The organism is Cyclobacterium xiamenense (assembly GCF_900109255.1).
GTDB lineage: Bacteria > Bacteroidota > Bacteroidia > Cytophagales > Cyclobacteriaceae > Cyclobacterium > Cyclobacterium xiamenense.
The window spans coordinates 213445-232479 of sequence record NZ_FNZH01000005.1 but is presented as its reverse complement, the minus strand read 5'-3'; the positions used below and the strand labels follow the sequence as shown (position 1 = coordinate 232479).

The following is a 19035-nucleotide window of genomic DNA, read 5'->3' as shown; positions in this document are numbered from 1 at the left end:
TTACCGTTTATTTCGTCAGAATGGATAGTCGGTTTTTGTAAGGCGTTCACTTAAGTCCCAGAGTCTTTGACCGATTATCAGGTTGTTGGAATATTCGTCTGCCTCTACTTTTGTAGGATATCCTCTTATTTCCTGAAAGCCGTCAGGCCCGATAAAATCCCCTCCTTTTACGCTATCGTCTAAAACTGCGTAGAGGATTGGCAACGCGCCTTTCTTGACATTTTGAAGGAATAAGGCTCCTAATGGTCGTATAAGGGACGGAAAATAACGATCAAGGTTTGTATTGGATAGTCCCGGATGAGCTGCAATTGATTGAGCAGCATGTCTGTGTTCCTCCAGCCTTCTTTGTAACTCAAAAGCGAAAACCAAGCAAGCTCTTTTACTTTGTCCGTAAGCGCTTTTTTTGCTGTATCCCTTTTCGAAGTGGGGATCTTTGAAGTTTATTTCAGCCCATTTGAAAGAAAGACTAGTCAATGTTACAATGCGTGAATTTTTGGTGTTGATAAGGTAAGGAAGTAGATTTCCTGTCAATGAAAAGTGACCAAGGTAATTCACCGCCAACTGACGTTCAAAGCCGTCCTCAGTTAGCGAAAAAGGAGGCATCATGACACCGGCATTGTTGACCAGATAATCCAGTTGCTGATAATGTGCTTTGAATTCGGTGGTGAACGTCTGAATACTGCTCAACTTACTCAAATCCAAGCTCATACTCTTCAACCTGGCCTCATTGACTACTTTCCGTATATTTTCTTCAGCGTTTTTAGCCTTCTTCATATCTCTACACGCTAAAATCACCTCACATCCAAGTTTAGCTAAACCTAATGCAGTCTCAAACCCAAGCCCACTGTTCGCGCCAGTTATAATGGCGACCTTACCTTCTTGCGTTTCGGCATTCTCAACAGACCATTTCATGCTTTATAAAGGGTAATGGTGTAAAAAGATTCTGATTTGTTATGGTCTACACGTGCCGGGCCAAATTTAGGTGGTCCAAAAGGCTTATAGTTATTCCCGAAGCCTATCGGCTCTTTCGGAATACCTATCCACGATTGATCAAGCTCTCCGTTAGCATTTTCATCCTGAAATACCGAAACGGCATATTTACCCTTTTCCACAGAAAATGAGACTGTTTTTGTGTCGCTATCGGCGTTCATTTTGATTACCTGGAATGGCTTCTTTAACCAGTTTTTTTCTTCTTCGAAAATGCTTACGATCACCTCTCCTTTCCCTTTTTTAATTCCTTCAATGGTAATCATTAGCCGATTTTCTTCTTTTTCAATGGTTTTGTAGGAACAAAATAGACCAAGTACTCCACAGAGCACTAAATAGCGTGAGGTCCTCAATGGCCGATTCTTTGATGATAATTTTACGGGTTTTACTACGACTGCCTTCATGTTTATTTAATTAAATGTCTTAAAAATAAACAGTAAAAACTGAGACAGGTTAAGGCAAAATCTGGTAGAAAACGTGCTGTTAGTCGGACAAATCGTGCATAATTGAATCTTTGTACGCTGATGGCTTCATCCCTGTCACTTGTTTAAAAAGCCTTGCAAAGTAGGAGGGGTCGGAGAAATTTAATTCATAGGCTATTTCAGAAATGCTTTTGGCGGTATTGTTAAGCAGTATCTTACTTTTTGCCACAACCATTTCATTGAGGTGTTGCTTAACCGATTTAGTCGTTAGGTTCTTCACACATCTATTTAGGTAGTTATCGGTCACGGCAAGCTTCCCTGAATAGAACGAGATATTCCTTTCCTTGTGGGCATGATAGTAAACCAACTCCCTGAAACGCATGGTGATTTCCGACTGCCTGGTAGGTTTTACTATGCGTGAAGGCAGAGAATTAGCAAGTTTTTGAATGAGTACTTTCAATATGGAAAGTTGAACTTCAATACTCTTGATGTCCACCAACCTCTGTTCAAAAAGTAATTCACAGCATTTGATTAACCAAGACATCGTAGAAAAAGGAACACTGATTTTTGGAGAAAAGGTAAACCTATTTAAAAGGTCTTCATCTGGAAAGATTCCGGACAATAGTGAACTATCGATATGTACATAGAAACCTGTTGTGTCTGGGGAGATTTCCTTAATGGCGTTCAGGTGGCCCTCACGAATGAACAATATATCATTTTCCGACAGTTCAAGTAATTCAGTGTCTACTTGTTGCTTTCCACCCCCTGAAGAAAAAAGCAGTAGAAAGTTATATTCTGTTCTAAAAAGCGGACTTGGCACCTTGATAAAATAAGTAGCCATCTGTAATGGATAAATCTGGATAGGACCTGAACGGAATTGAAGTCGATCAGCCTCTGAAGACATGTAAGAAGCCACAAATTTATCGAAGTTTACTTCTTCAAAATATTTCGATCCTAACTTCATTGTATTATTTATTCATTTTTCTCGTATATTCTTTAATTAACTGGCACAAACTCCTCAGTGGGAATCAGAGAAAATCAAACCTACACTATTTTTTTCTTTCATCATTCGAGTCTATTTTTATGTCGCAGAAGAACTAAATGCTTTTAGTTCGGTATCCAGCAGTGTGTCATGTTCACCACTTGGCATTTATTGAAATGCATTCTGGATACCTTATGGTTTAAAGACTGCAAAGTGACTATTTTTTACCTCAGGAAGATTTATATTTCAGTCAGTTCTTCTTGAGCCCAACGGTAAGAACCGAGACCGGCTACGTTTTTTTTGGCTTGTCGTTGAACGCATCCTGCCCGATCAACATGGCCAGGGGCTGCAGGGGAACATAGCTTTCACAAATGGCCTTTAGCATGGCGGCAAATGGCAGAAACAACACCATCCCCGCCACACCCCAGACCGATGCGCCAATGATAAGGCTCAGAATGGCTGCAAATGCATTGACATTTACGCTATTCCCTACCACCTTTGGGCTCAGAAAGTTACTTTCAATCACCTGAATCAGCCAAAACATGGCCGCTACAGCCAGAGGTACCCAAAGCTCGTCTTTGGACATAAACGCATAAAGCACCGGTATGCTTGCGCCAATGGTGGTTCCGATATAGGGGATGATGGATAGCGTGGCAGCTAAAAAACCAAACAGAAATGGGTTGTCCAGTCCGATGATCCACAACCCGGCACTGTTGGCCAGACCCAGAATCAAAATTAACGTCAACATCCCCGAAAGGTATTTTTGCCCCACCTGCTGGATGTTTTTTAGCATGGTGAGGTATTGGCTCTTTTTATCGTCCGGACCAAATTTAACGAAGGCATTGACCAGCCCCTGTTTGTAAATCAGAAACAAGAAGGTATAGATGATCATGGTAAACAAACCGGTAAAAATGCTGGCCGTGCTACTGAACGTTCTCCCGAGTAATCCAGCTCCTGCATCCTTCAGCCAGGTCTTTCCATCTTCCAGCAGGGCATCTTTTTCTAAATTGCCCAAAAAGCTAAAGTTTTCGTTCAGAAAGACAACGGTGTCGGTGAAAATATTCATTAATTTGTCACCAAAATCCGTTAGTTGATCCGATAGGGAGAGGATTTCTGCAGAAAAGAACGCCAAGATACCGATTAGGATCAAAAAGAACAGCACCAGCACGGTTAGGGCAGCCCCGATATTGCCAAATTTCTTCTCCCGCAATTTCTTATGCACGGGGTGTAAAATAAAGGAAAGCAACAGGGCCAGGCCCAGGGGGATGAGGATGGTTTTGGCAAGGACAAGGGCCGCTACTAGCAGAAATGTAAAGGCCAGCGTGAAAAACAAATGTTGAAAGGAGAGTTGCATGGGTTGAGCCTGGGTTAGCGTTTTTACTGGATTATTGGAGAAGCGAATCGATTTTTTTTAAAAACAGTACAATCGTTATGCCGCATTGATTGAAAAGGCAGGATTTCTGTCGCTGCGATGGAGTGCACCGGCAAATGAAGGGATGCGTTTTGTTCGTTCATTGGTTTAAGATACAGAAAAATTAGCTGTGTTGGAAAGAAGTACCTGCGTAACCGGCGATTTTCAGATAAAATTGCACGATTTGTGGGTGCCATTACTTTCCACATCATCCGGGTATACCCTCGACCCAAATCTCACCTGCAAACGTACTTCCCAGGTACTGATGGGCACATCCATCAACTGAACGGTGGTGTATCGGTACCGAAAATGCAGTGCATGGGGAAAATGACATCCGATCCGGGAATTTTTTTTGAACGGATGATTCAGTGTTTTGCCCGGATCGACTACCCGGTTCTACGGGTGGGCGTTGCGGTTCTCCGCGGAAGGCGAGCAGTAAAAGTTAACAAGCCTAAGCCATCGGTATTCCGGGTCATCGCCGGCATACCCCATTCCATGGCCCATCCAATAGCGCCTTATTTTGGAAAAAAAACGCAGGATACTTTCGATTTCAGCAGGTTTCCGGGGATTTTTTGGTCAAAATAAAACAAACAAGTGTATATTTGAGTGATAATGCTTTTTTAGCCATGTTATTTAATTCTTTTGTTTTTCTGTTTGTTTTTTTGCCAGTGGTGCTCGCGGGGTTTTACGGGTTGGGGTCGAAAATCAGAAATTCCTACATCGTTTGCTGGCTCTTTCTGTGTTCCCTTTTCTTTTACGGATGGTGGAAACCCAGTTATTTAATCCTGATAGGCATTTCCATTGTACTCAATTACTTCATCAGCAAACAAGCAGGGAAAGGCAAAAAGTCATTTTTGGTAGCCGGCATCACCTTTAACCTTCTAATCCTGTTTTTCTACAAATACGCAGATTTTGTTATTTTCAATATCAATGTGCTATCCCATTCCTCCATTTCTTACCTGGATTGGGCGCTTCCCCTGGGCATCTCGTTTTATACGTTTCAGCAGATTGCCTATCTGGTGGATTGCTACAAAGGGGTCCGGATCGAGACGAACTTTGTCTCCTACGGCTTGTTTGTTTCCTTTTTTCCCCAGCTGATTGCGGGGCCCATTGTGCATCACAAAGAGATGATGACACAATTTCGCAACCCGTTTTTAACCCGAGCCAACTACCAAAACCTTTCCCGAGGTTTTTTTATTTTTATGATGGGGCTGGCAAAAAAAGTGGTGCTTGCCGATAGCTTTGGCCTTGTGGCAGATAAGGGCTATGGGAACATTGGCCTCCTGGGAGTACAAGACGCCTGGATTACCTCGCTTTCTTATTCCTTCCAGCTGTACTTTGACTTTAGCGGTTATTCCTCCATGGCGATCGGTTTGGGCTTGCTTTTTAACATCCAACTGCCGCAAAACTTCAATTCCCCCTACCGGTCGGCCACCATACAGGAGTTTTGGAGAAATTGGCACATTACGCTGAGCCGGTTTTTGCGGGATTACGTGTACATTCCCCTGGGTGGCAACAAAGTGAGTCCGGGTAGGACCAATGCCAATTTGATGATTACCTTCCTACTGGGGGGAATCTGGCACGGGGCGGGCTGGACGTTTATCGTCTGGGGCCTGCTGCATGGGGCCGCGCTGGTGGTTCACCGGTATTGGAAAAAAGTCGGTGTTGAGATTCCTGCCTTTTTTGCCATTCTGATCACCTTTTTTTTCGTGAACCTGACCTGGGTGTTTTTCCGGGCCGAAAATTTCCAGGATGCGCTGGGCCTGCTTTCTGCCATGTTTCACTTTTCCAATGGCGGTGCTCCGGATTTTTTCCTGGTTAGTAACCTGCATAACTTACCTATTTGGATCGCAGGAGTGGTGCTACTTTTTTTACCAAACGACATGCAACTGGGCCGTCAAATGAAACCTACACCCGGTTACGGCATTGCGACGGTACTCTTGTTTTTGTTGAACATGATTTTCCTTAACTCCGTTGTGCAGACGGACTTTCTGTATTTTGATTTCTAAGTTACCATGGACAAGGCATTTCACCGGTTTTTTAAGCGTATCATCCCTTCCTGTTTTCTGGCAGTGGCCGGATTCGTGCTGCTTGCCGCCTGGCTGGATGTGTTTGGGCTGTTTGGAATGACCCAACGCACCCGGGTGTATGGGGAAGAACGAATCTCTAAGTACCTGATGGCCTTTCGGTACATTCCCGAAAACTTCGACGGCATTATTCTGGGTCCCTCGCTTTCGGCCAACCTTAACCCTGGACCAATCAGCGATGTACGGTACTTTAATGCGAGTCTGATGGGGGCACGCATCCAAACGATGGTTCCCCTACTCGAACAGGTACTCGCTTCCGATCACCGGATGCGAAAGGCATGGATCTGCCTGCACCCCTACATGACCCAACAGGAGGGGGTAGAGCAGCACACATTGATGAGGCCAAGTTCCTATTGGAGCGCATTTGGGTCCATTCACTTGCTGCGGGTGTATGGCTTTGCGCTGCTCCGGTGGCTGCGGCTGGCTCCCGGCAAATACCCGCCCAATCAATACCTGGAAAATGGAACCAATCAATTTGAACCCTTATTTCGGGTACCCAATGTTGCCGCTAAAATCGAAGCAGAGAAAGCATTGGTGAATGCCGGGGATTTCGAAATTTCGCCGGTGGCGGAACAGGCATTGAATCGCCTCTGGCAACTACTGGAATCCCATCACATAGAAACCACGGTATATTTTCATCCGGTGCCCTTGCCGATTCGTGCCGCGCATGCGGAGAGGTTTCGCAGGTACTGGGAGGAAATAAAAGCAAGCTACCCCGCGGAAGGCTCCCGGATTACTTTTGAAAATTTCAACCAACCGAAGTACGATTTCTTTTCTTCGGACACAACAAACTTCATCGATCACGGTCATTTGAGCACGAAAGGTCAGAAACGTTTGTTAGAAGAACTAAACCGAATTAGTCGATGAGAAAATTGAAAATAGTGTGTATGGCATGCCTGTTTGTGTTTGCCGCAGGCTGCACGGCCTCAGAGGTCAACCGCTTTATCCAGGGGGCTACCGAAGCCAGTCTGACCGAGCAGGATGTGGGCGATGGCCTAAAAGAAGCCCTCGTAAAAGGGATAGTTACAGGCAGCGACCGGGCCTCACAGGTGGACGGTTTTTTTGCCAACGAACTGATCCGGATCGCCCTGCCGGAGGATGTCCAACGGGTGGAGTCTACGTTGCGGCGATTGGGGCTGGGGGCCGAAGTGGACCGGGTGCTGTTGACGATCAACCGTGGCGCCGAAGCCGCCGCAAAAGAAGCCAAGCCTTTGTTTGTAGATGCCATCCGCCAGCTCACCGTGCAGGATGCCTGGGAGCTACTAAACGGTGGCGAGGACGCCGCTACCCGGTATTTGCAGGGGAAGACCTCAGAAAAATTGACCGGATTGTTTGCGCCGCATATCGAAGAGGCGCTGGATGAGGTCGGTGCTACCCGCTATTACGGGGATTTGGTTTCGGCGTACAATACCTTTCCAACTACCTCCCGGAAATTAGATCCCGACTTGCAGGGATACGTGACGGAGCAGGCGATTTCGGGCTTGTTCGTCCTGATTGCGCAAGAGGAAAAAGCCATTCGGGAAAATCCTGCGGAACGGACCACGGCCTTGCTGCGCCGGGTATTTGCCGCCCAGGATAATTGAGTAGCCCTGCTCCCTCAGGAAAGCACCAGGGAGGCTTTCATCAGGCGGGAGGCCAGGTTCTGTAGGGCATTTTCGATCTTTTCGGCTTCTTCCCGAACCGGTTTTTGGGTACCGGCGGCGAATGCCTGCAACTTTCCTGTATCGATAGCAGCCAACTTTGCCAGTTCGTCCAGATCCAATACCTTGAAAGCCTCAAAAAAGGCCGGACAGTGAAAATAGTGGTTGAACGTGACGGCATTTGGATCCATGCCTTCAAATTCCGCCAGCAGTTTTTTCACTTGTGTTTCCAGTCCCGGAATGCTGGGTGCCGATTGGGTAAGGCGGTTGTCGTTGTAGGTCAGGCTACCGGTGTAGGTCCCATTTTCCTTGGTAATTACCAGATCGAGTGTAAGCATGGTTCGTTTTGTTTTTTTTCGTCAAAGCACAGTAGGAAATTCAAAGTACGGAAAACGCGTTGAATAAACAGGCATTGTGGAGGAAAAGCGGTGATAAGATCTGCAATGCTTCCAGCGACCGAATCGCTTGCGGATAGGGGTTTCTACCAAAAAAAAACGACGTTTCGTCCATTGCAAGCAGAGCCAAAACTCAGGAAAAGCCATTCTTTTATTGGCTTTCCCAAGAGCGTACCCGTCCAAAGACGGCTTTCGCTACATAAATGATCCGTAATGTCTGGCGTCGAGATGCAGGTGGTGGTTTCTTGTACCGAATGCAGGGTGTTTTAAATGCGGGTCGCATTCATCGGAAAGCGTGCTATCGGGTTGTGAATCATTTCTTAGTTACGATGGCACTGACCAGTTGGGCAGTTGCGATCAATGACAATTGACCCAAGCTGTAGTCATTGATCTTTTTTCGAACCACTTTCATGTCAATCGGTACCTCATTTGATTCCCATTCCAGTATGAGGTTTTTGTAGAGCGAGACGGTTTTCGAAGCCTTTCTTCCCTCAAATAGGGCTTTGAGTTGTTCCTTGCGCTTTCTGCTTAGCAGCGCGTTGGCCTTATTTTTCACAAACCGGTAGAGATTTTTACTTACGGAAACGTTTCCACTGGAATAATTTTCGTCCCGGATTACGGCTACCTGTTCGTTGAGCTTCGCAATAAAGCGCCTGTAGAAGTCGTCGTTTATCTTTACGTTCCGATCGATTTTGCTCATGATACCGAAAAAAGGCCTACTTAAAAAGGGCGTGGTAGCCCAGAAAAAGCGCCTGTTTCTATCTTCTCCCTCAAAGATATACCGCTTCATCCGGCAGGTTAGCAGAAAATACGCGTGTTTGTCCCCACTGTTTTTGCCTGGAAAATCTGATAAGGTTTGGTAGATAGAATCGGAAAGTCGTTTTTCATCAATTCCGGTCAATCTGGCCGCTTGCGGCAGGGAAAACTCGTAATTCTCCCGAAGAATTAGGTCAACCAACTTTTTGTTGTCCGAATACCTGATGTTGTTTGTTAAATCGGGAAACACTTTATCCCCTCCGTCGCCGGTAAAAAAAGTAATGTTCCCACCGTATCGATCAAATACTTTTCGGCAAAATTGGTTCAAATAATAGTACCGCGTGGGTTGGATTCCCATTTTAAACCGGATGGTTTCGGCAATGTCCTCCCTGAAATTGGCGGTACTTAAACTGATTTTTTGCCAGTCGAGTTGCAAGCTAGCTGCAATTTCCTGGGCAATCACCACATCGGTAGTAGCCGATTTTTCTTCATCTTCAAACGTAACTCCCGTAACCCGCGCTCCTCCCTTGTGCAGTCCGGCGGCTACCGATCGAGAATCCATACCGCCACTAAGTGAGAGGATGTTTTGTGCCGTAGCTCGTTGCTTGCATGCGGTAAGGAATACCGAGGCCATGCCATCCAAAGCAACTTCATCTACCTGGGAAATTGATTTGGCAGAAAAATCATAGGAATAACTCCTTTTTGGGGCGGTGATCTTGCCTGCCTTTACATCCACCAGCAGTTTTTCGTAGAGTTGGAGGTGGAAGACCTGATCAAAAAGCGTATGGGTGGACAGGTTGTAGTCAAAAACGAGGAATTCGGCGAGGTGTAGCGGATTTATTGGCGCCTGTAAATACCCTTGCACAAATCCGATATCCCGCGATACGATCCATCTTCCGTTGCGGCTGCCGTGGTAAAGGGGCAGGCGATTCAGGTGATCCCCAAACACCTTTAGGGTATGGGATTGGAGATCTAGTACATACAGGTAAAACTCCCCATCCGTATCAAAAAGGTATTTCTCAAGTTCATCCTCAGAGCTTAGTAGTTGCTGAATACTGTCGAACAGGGCCGAAGTGGACCGATCGTAGACCTTCCCCTCCAAAACCAGGACCGTATCCGGAGCCGTCCTGCGAATGCTGTAGGGATATTCGTACGTGCTGTTTACCGTTACGACCAATTGTTCATTGGAAAACAACACGGTGTGTGAGGAAGCGGAATTTTCCCATCCGTCTTCGCGTGAAAATAAAGATAATCCGAGCATAATTGGAAAAAGGTGAACCAGTAGCGGTGCTGGAAAATTTAATTTGATTCGTTTGAAAATGTTTTTAAAGGTATAAAAATGTATTTTAAATTCAAAAAAAAGAATGTAAAACGATTATTTTTTAAGGTAAAGACAGCAAGCCTTCCGGAAAAATGGCATGCATTGCGTGCTGACAACAGGTAGCTCTTTTCTCTCAGGATACAAATGATTGAATAGGGTTCTCCGGAGGAATACGTATCCAAGGAATCGTATCCATGCCCGACATGTACAGAGGATTTCGCTGCGGACAATGAAGCGTAGCTTTCTATTGGAGGATTTTTGGCTTCGTTTCACACGTTGCGTCTCCTATTTTCGTTTCTATGAGATGCTATGGGGTTTGTGTCTCATCCATAAGACACAACTATCGGCAATCGAATGGTCAAAGGGAAAAAGTACGATAAAGAAAGTAAGCGAAAAATTCTGGGGTATTATCCGAAGCACGAACTGCTCGCCTCCCATGCCTGCAGGTCTTTCATCAGCTCATTGTTGAGCTCAGAAAATTTAATCTCTTCACGCCAAAGTTTGATTTTGTTGATGTTGGATAGCGAGTTTTTTCGTGTCTGCAGGGCAATGCGGTTGGCATTGTACCGGTCTTCGATTTCGTAAGTAGCCCATTGCAGAAAATTGCTTCTTGCGCCAAACCTACTGAATTCTTTCAAAAAGATTTCAGTACTCAAATCCAGGTCAGAATGCCGGTAATAGATGAAGATTTCATTCACTTTCGACATCTGCATTTTGGCCAACATGTTGTAATCGTCGGCATCCTGGTCGCGGGCGTTCCGGGGCAGAAATTAACCCGCTTTATTGTCGAATAATTCGACCGGCCAGGAGATTTTTAGAGGGATCTGAAGTTTTTCTGAATTGATGGTCACCTGCAGGTATACAGGTGCCGTGCCGGCTTTGTTAACCCGGTCCTTACGAATTCGACAAATAACACTAGCTCGCATCCCACGATCTTTTTTCGTGTGAAAAAAATGTGAACTGCGAGCTAGCGATCTGCCTTTTTTGATCACTGAAGGCATCTTGTGTAAATTTTATGTGAACATAAAATCTACCAAAACAGTACCTTAAAGGCCGATTTTCCCTTTTTTTGTACCCAGGGCCGGAGTTCCCGATTCCGCTGCGCTGCATCGGGATAAACTTCTCCTCCGGCATTATAAAACGAAAAAGGCCCCTTCTTTCCAAGAAGGAGCCTTTAATATGTACCCAGGGCCGGAGTCGAACCGGCACGAGTGTTACCTCATTGGTGTTTGAGACCAACGCGTCTACCAATTCCGCCACCTGGGCAGGTGATTCAAATCCCGTTCCTTGCTGAATGGGTTGCAAATATGAGCAAAGAATTTTTCTCAAACAATACTTTTGCATCCCACGACCGGCATTTTTTTCCCCTTTTTGCGCGAAAAACAGGCCCATTTCCGCCGCGCTTCGGCCCATTTTCTTCGCAATCAATTCCTTAGCTATCGAAATTGATGTAAATGGCGCTGTCGTATTTCAAGCCCAATAAATCCGCACCGTGACCGTGATTGATGCCAATTTCCAACAAACCCAGGCTGTTGAAAAAGGCCCAGCAATCGCCGGGTTCCACCTCGTCGTAATTCTGCTGGATCGATTCCAACGTCTCCCGACCAAAGGCAATCTGAAACTTTCCGGGATTTAATTTGTCGAATACATCCTGCGGGATATTGGTAATCAGGTTTCCGTAATGGTCGACCCGCAATACATAGCCCACAATCTGCTTCTTGCTGGCCTTGAATTGCCGCCCCATCATTTTTTTGATTGCGGGCAAAGGACCGCCAAAATCATGGATGGCGGCCCCGCTGGCCACCTTGGCAGCGATGGGCGCCAGAATATCCTTTGCCGGAAAGCTGCTGTTCCGGATATGAATGTCGGAAAATTTGACCACAATGCCCGGGTCATTATCGGCCAACATACTCAGTACGCCGTTGTTCGGACCGATGAAAACATGCTCGTTTAATTTGATCCCTATGTACCCATCCGTAATATTGCTGGTCGCATTTAAGGCCACCAGGTGAACAGTGCCCTTCGGAAATTCGTTATAGCTTGCACGGAGTACGAATGCCGCGTGCGCAATGTCGTAAATGGCAATTTCGTGGCTGATGTCCACAATGGACAATTGGGGATTAATCGATAACATCTTTGCTTTTACCACCGGTACGTAGTAATCTGCGTTACCAAAATCAGAGATGAATGTTACCAAAGCCATACAAGCAAGTCAATTAAAAATTCGTACTTTTGTGTTACGTTTAAACAAAAATAGGCATTTTAAATTAGTTTTTTGAATTCGGTAAAACAGAAGAAAAGATATTGGTAGAAAAAGTCATTACATTGGAAAACATTTCCCTCCTGGACTTCCTGGGATCGGAAAATGAAAACATCCGGCAAATATCAGCTGCTTTTCCCCAGAGCAAGATTGTCTCCAGAGGAAATGAAATCCGGATCAAAGGACAAGCCCCCGAAATCCTTAAAATCAATGATATTCTTAACATGCTGCTGGAACATTTCAGTCGCTTCGGGCAGGTGACGCCGGATAATGTGAAGGAATACATTGCACTGGAAGGTACGCCCTCCGGACCATCGGATGCGAAAAATGACATTATCCTGTATGGGAACAAAGGACTGGTGGTGCGGCCGAAGTCCTCCAATCAAAAAAAATTGGTGGATGCTGCGTTTGCCAACGACCTGGTCTTTGCCCTGGGACCGGCCGGTACGGGTAAGACCTACATCGCCGTGGCCCTGGCCGTTCGTGCACTCAAAAATCGCGAGGTAAAACGCATCATCATCACCCGCCCCGCCGTAGAAGCCGGCGAAAACCTGGGATTTTTACCGGGTGATCTGCAAGAAAAACTGGACCCCTACCTGCGCCCCATTTACGATGCGCTGGGAGACATGGTCCCCTCGGAAAAATTACGCTTTTACCAGGAAAACCGCGTCATCGAAATTGCACCCCTGGCGTACATGCGCGGAAGAACGCTGCACGACGCCTTTATCTTGCTGGATGAAGCACAAAATACCACCAGCGAACAGATAAAAATGTTCCTGACCCGCATGGGCCCCAACTCCAAAGTGATCATCACCGGGGATCAATCACAGGTGGACCTGCCCCCCAAACAAAAGTCGGGCCTTCGGGAATCCTTGCGCATCCTAAAGGACGTCAAAGGTATCGGCGTGGTACACCTATCGGGCAGGGACGTGGTTCGCCACCGACTGGTCAAGTCCATCATCGATGCCTACGAAAAAAACGAAGTGGAAATAAAGCAACCCCAATGAAGCTCTCGGTAAAAAAAATTGCAGATGCCGACACGCTACAAAAGGCGTTCCGCATCCGGGAAGAAGTATTCGTTCGCGAACAAGCCGTCGATCCAAATGAAGAATACGATTCCTTTGAAGAGGAAGCGAGCCAGTTTATCGCCTACGCGGGCGTGCAGGAAGTGGGTACGGCCAGATGGCGCTTCACAAAAAATGGCATCAAACTTGAGCGGTTTGCTGTATTAAAGCCCTTCAGAGGTAGGGGTGTCGGTCAAGCGCTTGTAAAAGCGGTGTTGGACGATATCCAGGATCATCCCGAAAGCGCCGGTAAAACCATCTACCTGCACGGACAAGTCACGGCGATGGGATTGTACGAGAAATTTGGTTTCCAGAAATCCGGTCCGCTATTCGTCGAGTGCGGAATCGATCACTACCTCATGGAACGAAGGGCCAATACTGTACGTTGACCGTACAGCCAAACCCTTTGATTCTGTATCATGAGAAATTCATTTTGTCGCCTGTGTTTTAGTTTAAGTTTTTTGTGCCTGGTTGGGGCCGTTCATGCGCAGCCGACACCGCCCCGGCAGTGGAATGCGAACGAAGGCAAACTCAATATTGCCAACACCATTGCGATTGGTTCCGTGGAACTCGGCTACGAGCGGTTTCTGGACCAAAATCAGTCCCTGGGCCTGGAGTTGCTGTTGATGGACAGGTTTTCGTACGTGTCGGAAAACGGCAGTGGGGAGGAATTCAACCTGACCAGTATGGCCCTTTCGTACACGTATTATTTTGTCTCTCCGGCAAATCCCTCCGGCTTTTACGTAGTCCCTTTCACGAAATTCAGAACAGGCACGTTCACGGAAACGAACCCGGAGAATGGGCTGCGGGAGATCGACATGGACGGCCTACTCATCGGGTTTGGGGCCGGGTACAAATGGGTTCACAAGGATAAATTTGCCCTGGGTCCCTATGTAAACATCGCGCGGGGATTCAACGAGGAGGTAAGCGAACGTTTCCATCCCGTGGAATTCAACGCCGGTTTTAGCATCGGATTCCGCTTCTAAGAAAGAGCGCCGTTTTTTTTTACTTCCCTGAAATTCAGTTCACTGTATTGTTTTTTTGTCCGAAAGTGCCTACCTTAAGTTCTACGTTTGCACAAAGGACTGCCGGTCGTTTGCTCCGGCGGAAAAGAAACGAACCGCTACGTTTTTGGGTCCACTTTTTTTGGGTTGATGAAATTCAATGAATTCCCTTTCCTCCGGTACACGGCGTTCTTTATCCTGGGAGTGCTGGTGTATCCATCTATCGGTCAGAATGTTACGCCTCGTACTTTCCTTACCTGCCTGGTGCTGGGAACGGTGCTGTATGGCGTGTTGGCTCTGGTTTATTTCCCCAAAATTCGGCGGACATACCTCCAGCTCATCCCGTTTCTGGCCTATACCAACCTGATCGTCATGGGAATGTACTGTGCCTCCCTCCGGGATGTGAGCCATGACCCACAGCACCTGCTTCAGTTTTCGGGAATAGAGGCCTATCTGGTAGCGGTCAGGGAAACGGATCAGCAAAAGCCAAAAAGTGTGGCCAATTTGGTGGAAGTATATGCGGTACGCACAGCCGATGGCTGGCGAGAAGCAAGGGGAAAGGTACAGGTGTACCACCGATCTCCCAGTCCCCTGTTGCCCGGATCGGTCCTGCTTATCCGGGGCTTTCCCCAACGAATTGCACCGGCAAAAAATCCAGAGGCCTTTGATTACGCCGCGTTTATGGCCCGGAAGCAAATCTATTTCAGCCATTTTATTGGGACGGATTTTAGGCTGCTGCAGGCCGGAAATATGGCTCCCTGGCAGGCGGGAATCCTCTGGCTACGCCAGCACCTCGAACAACAGGTGGATCGGTACATCACTACCGATGCCTCTGCCCAAATTGCAAAAGCCCTGCTGCTGGGTCAAAAAAAAGACCTGGACGAGGAGATCGGGGAGGCCTATGCCACCGCAGGAGCCATGCACATTTTGGCTGTTTCGGGCTTGCACGTAGGCATCATTTATGGATTTATTTTTTTGTTTTTCAAACCCCAGCGGGCCGGGCGCTACCAGCGAATCGTCCTCCTTGGCGCCGTTATCCTGCTTATTTGGCTGTATGCCGCCATTACGGGGCTTTCTCCCTCGGTGCTTCGGGCCGCTGCCATGTTTACATTTATTTCCCTGGCACAGATGAAGTCCCGAAATCCTTCCATTTTTAATCCCCTGGCCCTTTCGGCCATGCTGCTTTTGGTATACGATCCCTTTCTGATATACGCCGTGGGATTTCAGTTGAGTTACATTGCCTTGCTGGGTATCCTGCTGTTTCAGCCGATGATTCGGTCCTTATGGCATCCGGATGCCCGATGGCTGAGCTACCTGTGGGACATCAGCAGCGTGGGCATGGCAGCTCAGCTGGCTACCTTCCCCTTGTCTATCTACTATTTTCATGCCTTTCCCGCCTATTTTTTCCTCTCCAATTTGGTGGCGATTCCGGGTGCGTTTTTAATCATGGCGCTTGGATTGCCTTTTTTATTGCTGACCTCTTTTCCCATTATAGCCGGATTTCTCGGCGAATTGGTCAACAAAGCGATCTGGCTGGTCAACGAAGGCATTTTCAGCTTTCAGCGCTTGCCCTACGCTAAAATCGATTTTCTCCATTTTAGCCTTCCTCAAATGCTGCTGATCTGGATAGGCTTGTTTTTTGCCTACCTGCTGGTAACCCAGCGAAAAAAAAAGCACTACTACCTGACCCTGTTGGTGCTGCTCCTTCTGGGCGCCTACCGGATCGGTGAAACCTGGCAAAAGGCCAGCCAACATTACCTGCTCGTGTACCGGGTGGGGCAGGGTCTGGCGGTCGACTATACCTTCCGGGGGCAATTGTACAGTACGCTTTCGCAGGTGTCCGCCGAGGATTTTACCTATCAGGTGCTTCCCCACCGGATCAAACAGACCGGTATACGGGCCGGAAAACTCCTGGTCAGGGACCTGGGGAAGCTGATTCGGCTGGAATTGCCGGATGGGAAAAAGCTAGATCTGGAAAAACGTTCCTGGCGTCCCCTTACTGCAGGGAGCTATCGGCTGTATTTCTGGCAAGAGGGGCGGTGGCAGCTGCACGAGCCCTCCGCTTCGGACCTTTCCCTACCGCAGGCGGCGATGAAAATTACCTTTCCCAGTTTGTCAAACCCGTTCTGATAGGCAGACGGGTTTTTTTTTGCATAAAATTCTGCTACTTTCAGGGGTACCATCGCACCGTTTCGGAATGGATGAATTGAAAACAGTGGCATTGGCTACCTTGAAGAGGTATTTCGGATACCTGGATTTTCGGCCATTGCAGGAAGATATTGTCATGCATGCAGCTCAGGGAAAGGACGCGTTGGCCCTGATGCCTACCGGTGGGGGGAAATCCATTTGTTTTCAGGTACCTGCCCTGATGCAGCCGGGTATTTGCCTGGTAGTCAGTCCGCTAATTGCCTTGATGAAGGATCAGGTGGATCAGCTCAGAAATCGGGGGATTAAAGCGCTTGCTATTCATTCGGGCATGCGAAAACGCGAAATCGATGCCTTGTTGGATAATTGCATCTACGGGGATTACAAGTTTTTGTACCTCTCACCGGAGCGCCTAAAGACCGAACTCTTTATCGAACGGGTGAAGCAAATGAAGGTCAACCTGGTGGCGGTGGACGAAGCGCATTGCATTTCCCAGTGGGGATACGATTTCCGGCCCTCGTACCTGGAGATCGTGAAAATCCGGGAGCTCGTTCCCGGCGTGCCCCTGCTCGCCCTCACCGCCTCGGCCACCCTGGCTGTACGGGAAGACATTATCGAGAGGCTTGCCTTGAAACCCGGTAAGGTCTTCGTTCAATCCTTTGCGCGAAAAAACCTTTCCTATGCGGTCCGTTGGGTAGAAAATAAGTTGGAAAAAGCGGTCGAAATCCTTCACAAAGTACCGGGAAGTGCGATTGTATACCACCGAACCCGCAAAGGTACCAAGGAAACGGCCCAGCACCTGCTGCAGTTGGGGATTTCGGCGACTTTTTACCATGCCGGCCTGGAGCAGTCGGTCAGAACGCAGCGCCAACAGGATTGGATTCAGGGCAGGGTGCGGGTGATGGTAGCGACCAATGCGTTTGGGATGGGGATCGACAAGCCGGACGTACGCTTGGTCATGCATTTGGATTTGCCGGAAAGCCTGGAGCATTACTACCAGGAAGCGGGTAGGGCCGGTAGGGATGGGATCAAGGCCTATGCGGTGCTTATGACGCAAGAACAGGACTGCCAGGCACTTATACAACGGGCGGCGGAAGCCTATCCGCCGGAAGAGCAGGTCAAGCGGGTATACCAATGCCTGGCAAACCATTACCGGCTGGCGGTAGGCAGTGCCGAGATGAGCAGTTTCGATTTTGACTTCGGCAATTTTACCCAAACCTATTCGCTGGATATGAAAATGGCGTACAATGCGATCAAAGTACTGCAGGAAGTCGCCTTGCTGCTGTTTTCTGAAAGTGTATTCGTGCCTTCTTCGCTCCATTTTCGTGTATCCCAGACCAAAATCTACGAAGCGCAAATTGCCTATGCCAAATTGGATCCGCTGATCAAGCTACTACTCAGAATGTACGGAGGCGAGCTTTTCGTCAATTACGTTCGCATACAGGAAAGTCGAATCGGTCAGCTCCTAAACCTCCCGGAAAAGGAGGTGGTACACATGCTGCATCGCCTGGACGAATTGGGGTTAGCGGCATACATGGCGAAAAAAGACAAACCCCAAGTGACCTTTTTGACCCCAAGAATGGATGCGGGTTCGCTGCCGCTGGATAGAAAACGCATCGGGCAGCGCAGGGAACAGGCCTCCGAAAAGGCGGCTCGCATGGTCGCCTACGTAAAAAATGTAAAAAATTGCCGTACCTCCCTTATTTTAGATTATTTTGGGGATAAGAATGATTATAGCTGCGGGATTTGCGATACCTGTATTCAAACAAAGAAGGAAAATGCCCTTTCCGAGCACCAAAAAATGCTGGAAAGTAAAATACTCAAAACTTTAGCAGGGGGAGAAGCGTTTTCTTTGCGGGATTTGCTTGCGCATTGTGGGGAAGAGGTAGACGATCTCTCCGTCGGGCTGCTTCGCGGGCTGGAGGACGAAGGGGTCATCTATACGGGTGAGAACGGAAAAATTAGATTAAAATGAAATTTATCGATGAATTACTAGGGGGACTCTTTCCCAATAACGACCGAAAAGTGTCCATCAGGGAAAACTTTACCGTGTCGGCTGAGGAAGAAACCCGCATTTCTGATTGGATGATTTCATCGGAAGGAAAGGAACTTGCCAGGCAAATCTATGACAACTACCACCTTAAAATGGCCGGTATCAACAAAAAACCGGAGGTGCACGTGTTGCAGTCACCGTATGCCAACGGTTTTGCGGTGACTTTCCAGGACCCGCTTACCGAAAAAACGTTTTCCAATTTGTTTTTCGGGTTGGTACAGGGAGTTTCCGGCCTGGGGTACCGACGCGTCAGTCTGGATCGCAAAATCGAAGAGACAAACGAGCAGGTGAAGGTGACCGAGAAATGCTACCTGAAACCACCCCTCTCGGCCGCTGATCTCAAAAGCAAGATCGATCAGCTGTTTGGAAACGTTAGTATCGAGAAAATTTACGTAAACAATATTCCCAGTTACCTAAAAGTGTTGGTCACGGTGTATGCGGATAGCTTGTACCACAAGGCAGCGCCTTTTGATCGTTTTATGGAAGAATTATTCAAGCAGGACTAAAC

Annotated in this window: 18 protein-coding genes and 1 tRNA gene; 9 read left to right on the top strand and 10 right to left on the bottom strand. The window is 47.5% G+C overall.

Going from position 1 to position 19035, the window contains the following annotated elements:
- Positions 1-15 precede the first annotated feature (15 nt).
- From BMW71_RS16885 to BMW71_RS16870, 4 genes are all read right to left on the bottom strand, one after another.
- Positions 16-912, bottom strand: a complete 897-nt coding sequence (locus BMW71_RS16885; RefSeq protein ID WP_092176643.1) for an oxidoreductase — start codon at positions 910-912, stop codon at positions 16-18.
- Positions 909-1391, bottom strand: a complete 483-nt coding sequence (locus BMW71_RS16880) for a DUF2141 domain-containing protein (RefSeq protein WP_092176640.1) — start codon at positions 1389-1391, stop codon at positions 909-911. The genes BMW71_RS16885 and BMW71_RS16880 overlap by 4 nt, the downstream gene beginning before the upstream one ends.
- 79 nt (positions 1392-1470) lie before the next feature.
- Positions 1471-2373, bottom strand: coding sequence for a helix-turn-helix domain-containing protein (locus tag BMW71_RS16875; RefSeq protein ID WP_092176638.1), 903 nt, complete (start codon positions 2371-2373; stop codon positions 1471-1473).
- Between the two features lie 307 nt (positions 2374-2680).
- Complete coding sequence (locus BMW71_RS16870; protein WP_092176635.1) at positions 2681-3745, bottom strand: AI-2E family transporter; 1065 nt, start codon at positions 3743-3745, stop codon at positions 2681-2683.
- Positions 3746-4428: 683 nt separating this feature from the next.
- On the opposite strand from BMW71_RS16870, the gene BMW71_RS16860 reads away from it, so the two are divergent.
- The 3 genes from BMW71_RS16860 to BMW71_RS16850 are packed head-to-tail and all read left to right on the top strand — an operon-like array spanning position 4429 to position 7472.
- The gene (locus BMW71_RS16860) at positions 4429-5811 is read left to right on the top strand and encodes an MBOAT family O-acyltransferase (protein ID WP_092176630.1); all 1383 of its coding nucleotides are present in this window, start codon (positions 4429-4431) and stop codon (positions 5809-5811) included.
- A 6-nt stretch (positions 5812-5817) separates the two neighbouring features.
- A complete protein-coding gene (locus tag BMW71_RS16855; RefSeq protein WP_092176627.1) occupies positions 5818-6756 on the top strand; it encodes a hypothetical protein in 939 nt (312 codons plus the stop codon).
- Complete coding sequence (locus BMW71_RS16850) at positions 6753-7472, top strand: DUF4197 domain-containing protein (RefSeq protein WP_092176625.1); 720 nt, start codon at positions 6753-6755, stop codon at positions 7470-7472. Before BMW71_RS16855 ends, BMW71_RS16850 begins: the two co-directional genes overlap by 4 nt.
- A 14-nt stretch (positions 7473-7486) precedes the next feature.
- Here BMW71_RS16850 and BMW71_RS16845 read toward each other — a convergent pair whose 3' ends face one another.
- The 6 genes from BMW71_RS16845 to BMW71_RS16820 form a co-directional block, all read right to left on the bottom strand.
- Positions 7487-7867, bottom strand: coding sequence for a hypothetical protein (locus BMW71_RS16845; RefSeq protein ID WP_092176622.1), 381 nt, complete (start codon positions 7865-7867; stop codon positions 7487-7489).
- A 370-nt stretch (positions 7868-8237) separates the two neighbouring features.
- Positions 8238-9941 (bottom strand): asparagine synthase-related protein, encoded by a 1704-nt coding sequence (locus BMW71_RS16840; protein WP_092176620.1) that lies wholly within the window; start codon positions 9939-9941, stop codon positions 8238-8240.
- Between the two features lie 467 nt (positions 9942-10408).
- The gene (locus BMW71_RS16835; protein ID WP_177179686.1) at positions 10409-10708 is read right to left on the bottom strand and encodes a hypothetical protein; all 300 of its coding nucleotides are present in this window, start codon (positions 10706-10708) and stop codon (positions 10409-10411) included.
- Positions 10709-10771: 63 nt separating this feature from the next.
- Positions 10772-10927 carry an Arm DNA-binding domain-containing protein gene (locus tag BMW71_RS24140; protein ID WP_177179685.1) on the bottom strand — a complete coding sequence of 52 codons (156 nt, stop codon included), beginning with the start codon at positions 10925-10927 and terminating at the stop codon, positions 10772-10774.
- 256 nt (positions 10928-11183) lie between these two features.
- Positions 11184-11267, bottom strand: a tRNA-Leu gene (locus BMW71_RS16825).
- Positions 11268-11433: 166 nt separating this feature from the next.
- On the bottom strand, positions 11434-12204 hold the full coding sequence (locus BMW71_RS16820; protein WP_092176612.1) for an SAM hydrolase/SAM-dependent halogenase family protein: 771 nt from the start codon (positions 12202-12204) through the stop codon (positions 11434-11436).
- A gap of 101 nt (positions 12205-12305) precedes the next feature.
- Between BMW71_RS16820 and BMW71_RS16815 the strand changes: the two genes are divergently transcribed.
- The 6 genes from BMW71_RS16815 to BMW71_RS16790 all read left to right on the top strand — a co-directional run bounded on the left by BMW71_RS16815 (position 12306) and on the right by BMW71_RS16790 (position 19033).
- Complete coding sequence (locus tag BMW71_RS16815) at positions 12306-13268, top strand: PhoH family protein (protein WP_092176609.1); 963 nt, start codon at positions 12306-12308, stop codon at positions 13266-13268.
- On the top strand, positions 13265-13714 hold the full coding sequence (locus tag BMW71_RS16810; protein ID WP_092176607.1) for a GNAT family N-acetyltransferase: 450 nt from the start codon (positions 13265-13267) through the stop codon (positions 13712-13714). The genes BMW71_RS16815 and BMW71_RS16810 overlap by 4 nt, the downstream gene beginning before the upstream one ends.
- Before the next feature lie 30 nt (positions 13715-13744).
- Positions 13745-14311, top strand: coding sequence for a DUF3575 domain-containing protein (locus tag BMW71_RS16805; RefSeq protein WP_143057661.1), 567 nt, complete (start codon positions 13745-13747; stop codon positions 14309-14311).
- 87 nt (positions 14312-14398) lie between these two features.
- Positions 14399-16459: a ComEC/Rec2 family competence protein gene (locus tag BMW71_RS16800; RefSeq protein ID WP_092176602.1), complete on the top strand. Its 2061-nt coding sequence runs from the start codon at positions 14399-14401 to the stop codon at positions 16457-16459.
- A gap of 67 nt (positions 16460-16526) precedes the next feature.
- The gene (locus BMW71_RS16795) at positions 16527-18449 is read left to right on the top strand and encodes a RecQ family ATP-dependent DNA helicase (RefSeq protein WP_092176597.1); all 1923 of its coding nucleotides are present in this window, start codon (positions 16527-16529) and stop codon (positions 18447-18449) included.
- Positions 18446-19033: a hypothetical protein gene (locus BMW71_RS16790; RefSeq protein ID WP_092176595.1), complete on the top strand. Its 588-nt coding sequence runs from the start codon at positions 18446-18448 to the stop codon at positions 19031-19033. The genes BMW71_RS16795 and BMW71_RS16790 overlap by 4 nt, the downstream gene beginning before the upstream one ends.
- Positions 19034-19035: the final 2 nt, after the last annotated feature.

Bases quoted from the DNA above. Each gene is read 5' to 3' on its own strand.
- BMW71_RS16885 (WP_092176643.1), bottom strand. From the start codon at position 912: ATGAAATGGTCTGTTGAGAATGCCGAAACGCAAGAAGGTAAGGTCGCC.
- BMW71_RS16880 (WP_092176640.1), bottom strand. From the start codon at position 1,391: ATGAAGGCAGTCGTAGTAAAACCCGTAAAATTATCATCAAAGAATCGG.
- BMW71_RS16875 (WP_092176638.1), bottom strand. From the start codon at position 2,373: ATGAAGTTAGGATCGAAATATTTTGAAGAAGTAAACTTCGATAAATTT.
- BMW71_RS16870 (WP_092176635.1), bottom strand. From the start codon at position 3,745: ATGCAACTCTCCTTTCAACATTTGTTTTTCACGCTGGCCTTTACATTT.
- BMW71_RS16860 (WP_092176630.1), top strand. From the start codon at position 4,429: ATGTTATTTAATTCTTTTGTTTTTCTGTTTGTTTTTTTGCCAGTGGTG.
- BMW71_RS16855 (WP_092176627.1), top strand. From the start codon at position 5,818: ATGGACAAGGCATTTCACCGGTTTTTTAAGCGTATCATCCCTTCCTGT.
- BMW71_RS16850 (WP_092176625.1), top strand. From the start codon at position 6,753: ATGAGAAAATTGAAAATAGTGTGTATGGCATGCCTGTTTGTGTTTGCC.
- BMW71_RS16845 (WP_092176622.1), bottom strand. From the start codon at position 7,867: ATGCTTACACTCGATCTGGTAATTACCAAGGAAAATGGGACCTACACC.
- BMW71_RS16840 (WP_092176620.1), bottom strand. From the start codon at position 9,941: ATGCTCGGATTATCTTTATTTTCACGCGAAGACGGATGGGAAAATTCC.
- BMW71_RS16835 (WP_177179686.1), bottom strand. From the start codon at position 10,708: ATGTCGAAAGTGAATGAAATCTTCATCTATTACCGGCATTCTGACCTG.
- BMW71_RS24140 (WP_177179685.1), bottom strand. From the start codon at position 10,927: ATGCGAGCTAGTGTTATTTGTCGAATTCGTAAGGACCGGGTTAACAAA.
- BMW71_RS16820 (WP_092176612.1), bottom strand. From the start codon at position 12,204: ATGGCTTTGGTAACATTCATCTCTGATTTTGGTAACGCAGATTACTAC.
- BMW71_RS16810 (WP_092176607.1), top strand. From the start codon at position 13,265: ATGAAGCTCTCGGTAAAAAAAATTGCAGATGCCGACACGCTACAAAAG.
- BMW71_RS16805 (WP_143057661.1), top strand. From the start codon at position 13,745: ATGAGAAATTCATTTTGTCGCCTGTGTTTTAGTTTAAGTTTTTTGTGC.
- BMW71_RS16795 (WP_092176597.1), top strand. From the start codon at position 16,527: ATGGATGAATTGAAAACAGTGGCATTGGCTACCTTGAAGAGGTATTTC.
- BMW71_RS16790 (WP_092176595.1), top strand. From the start codon at position 18,446: ATGAAATTTATCGATGAATTACTAGGGGGACTCTTTCCCAATAACGAC.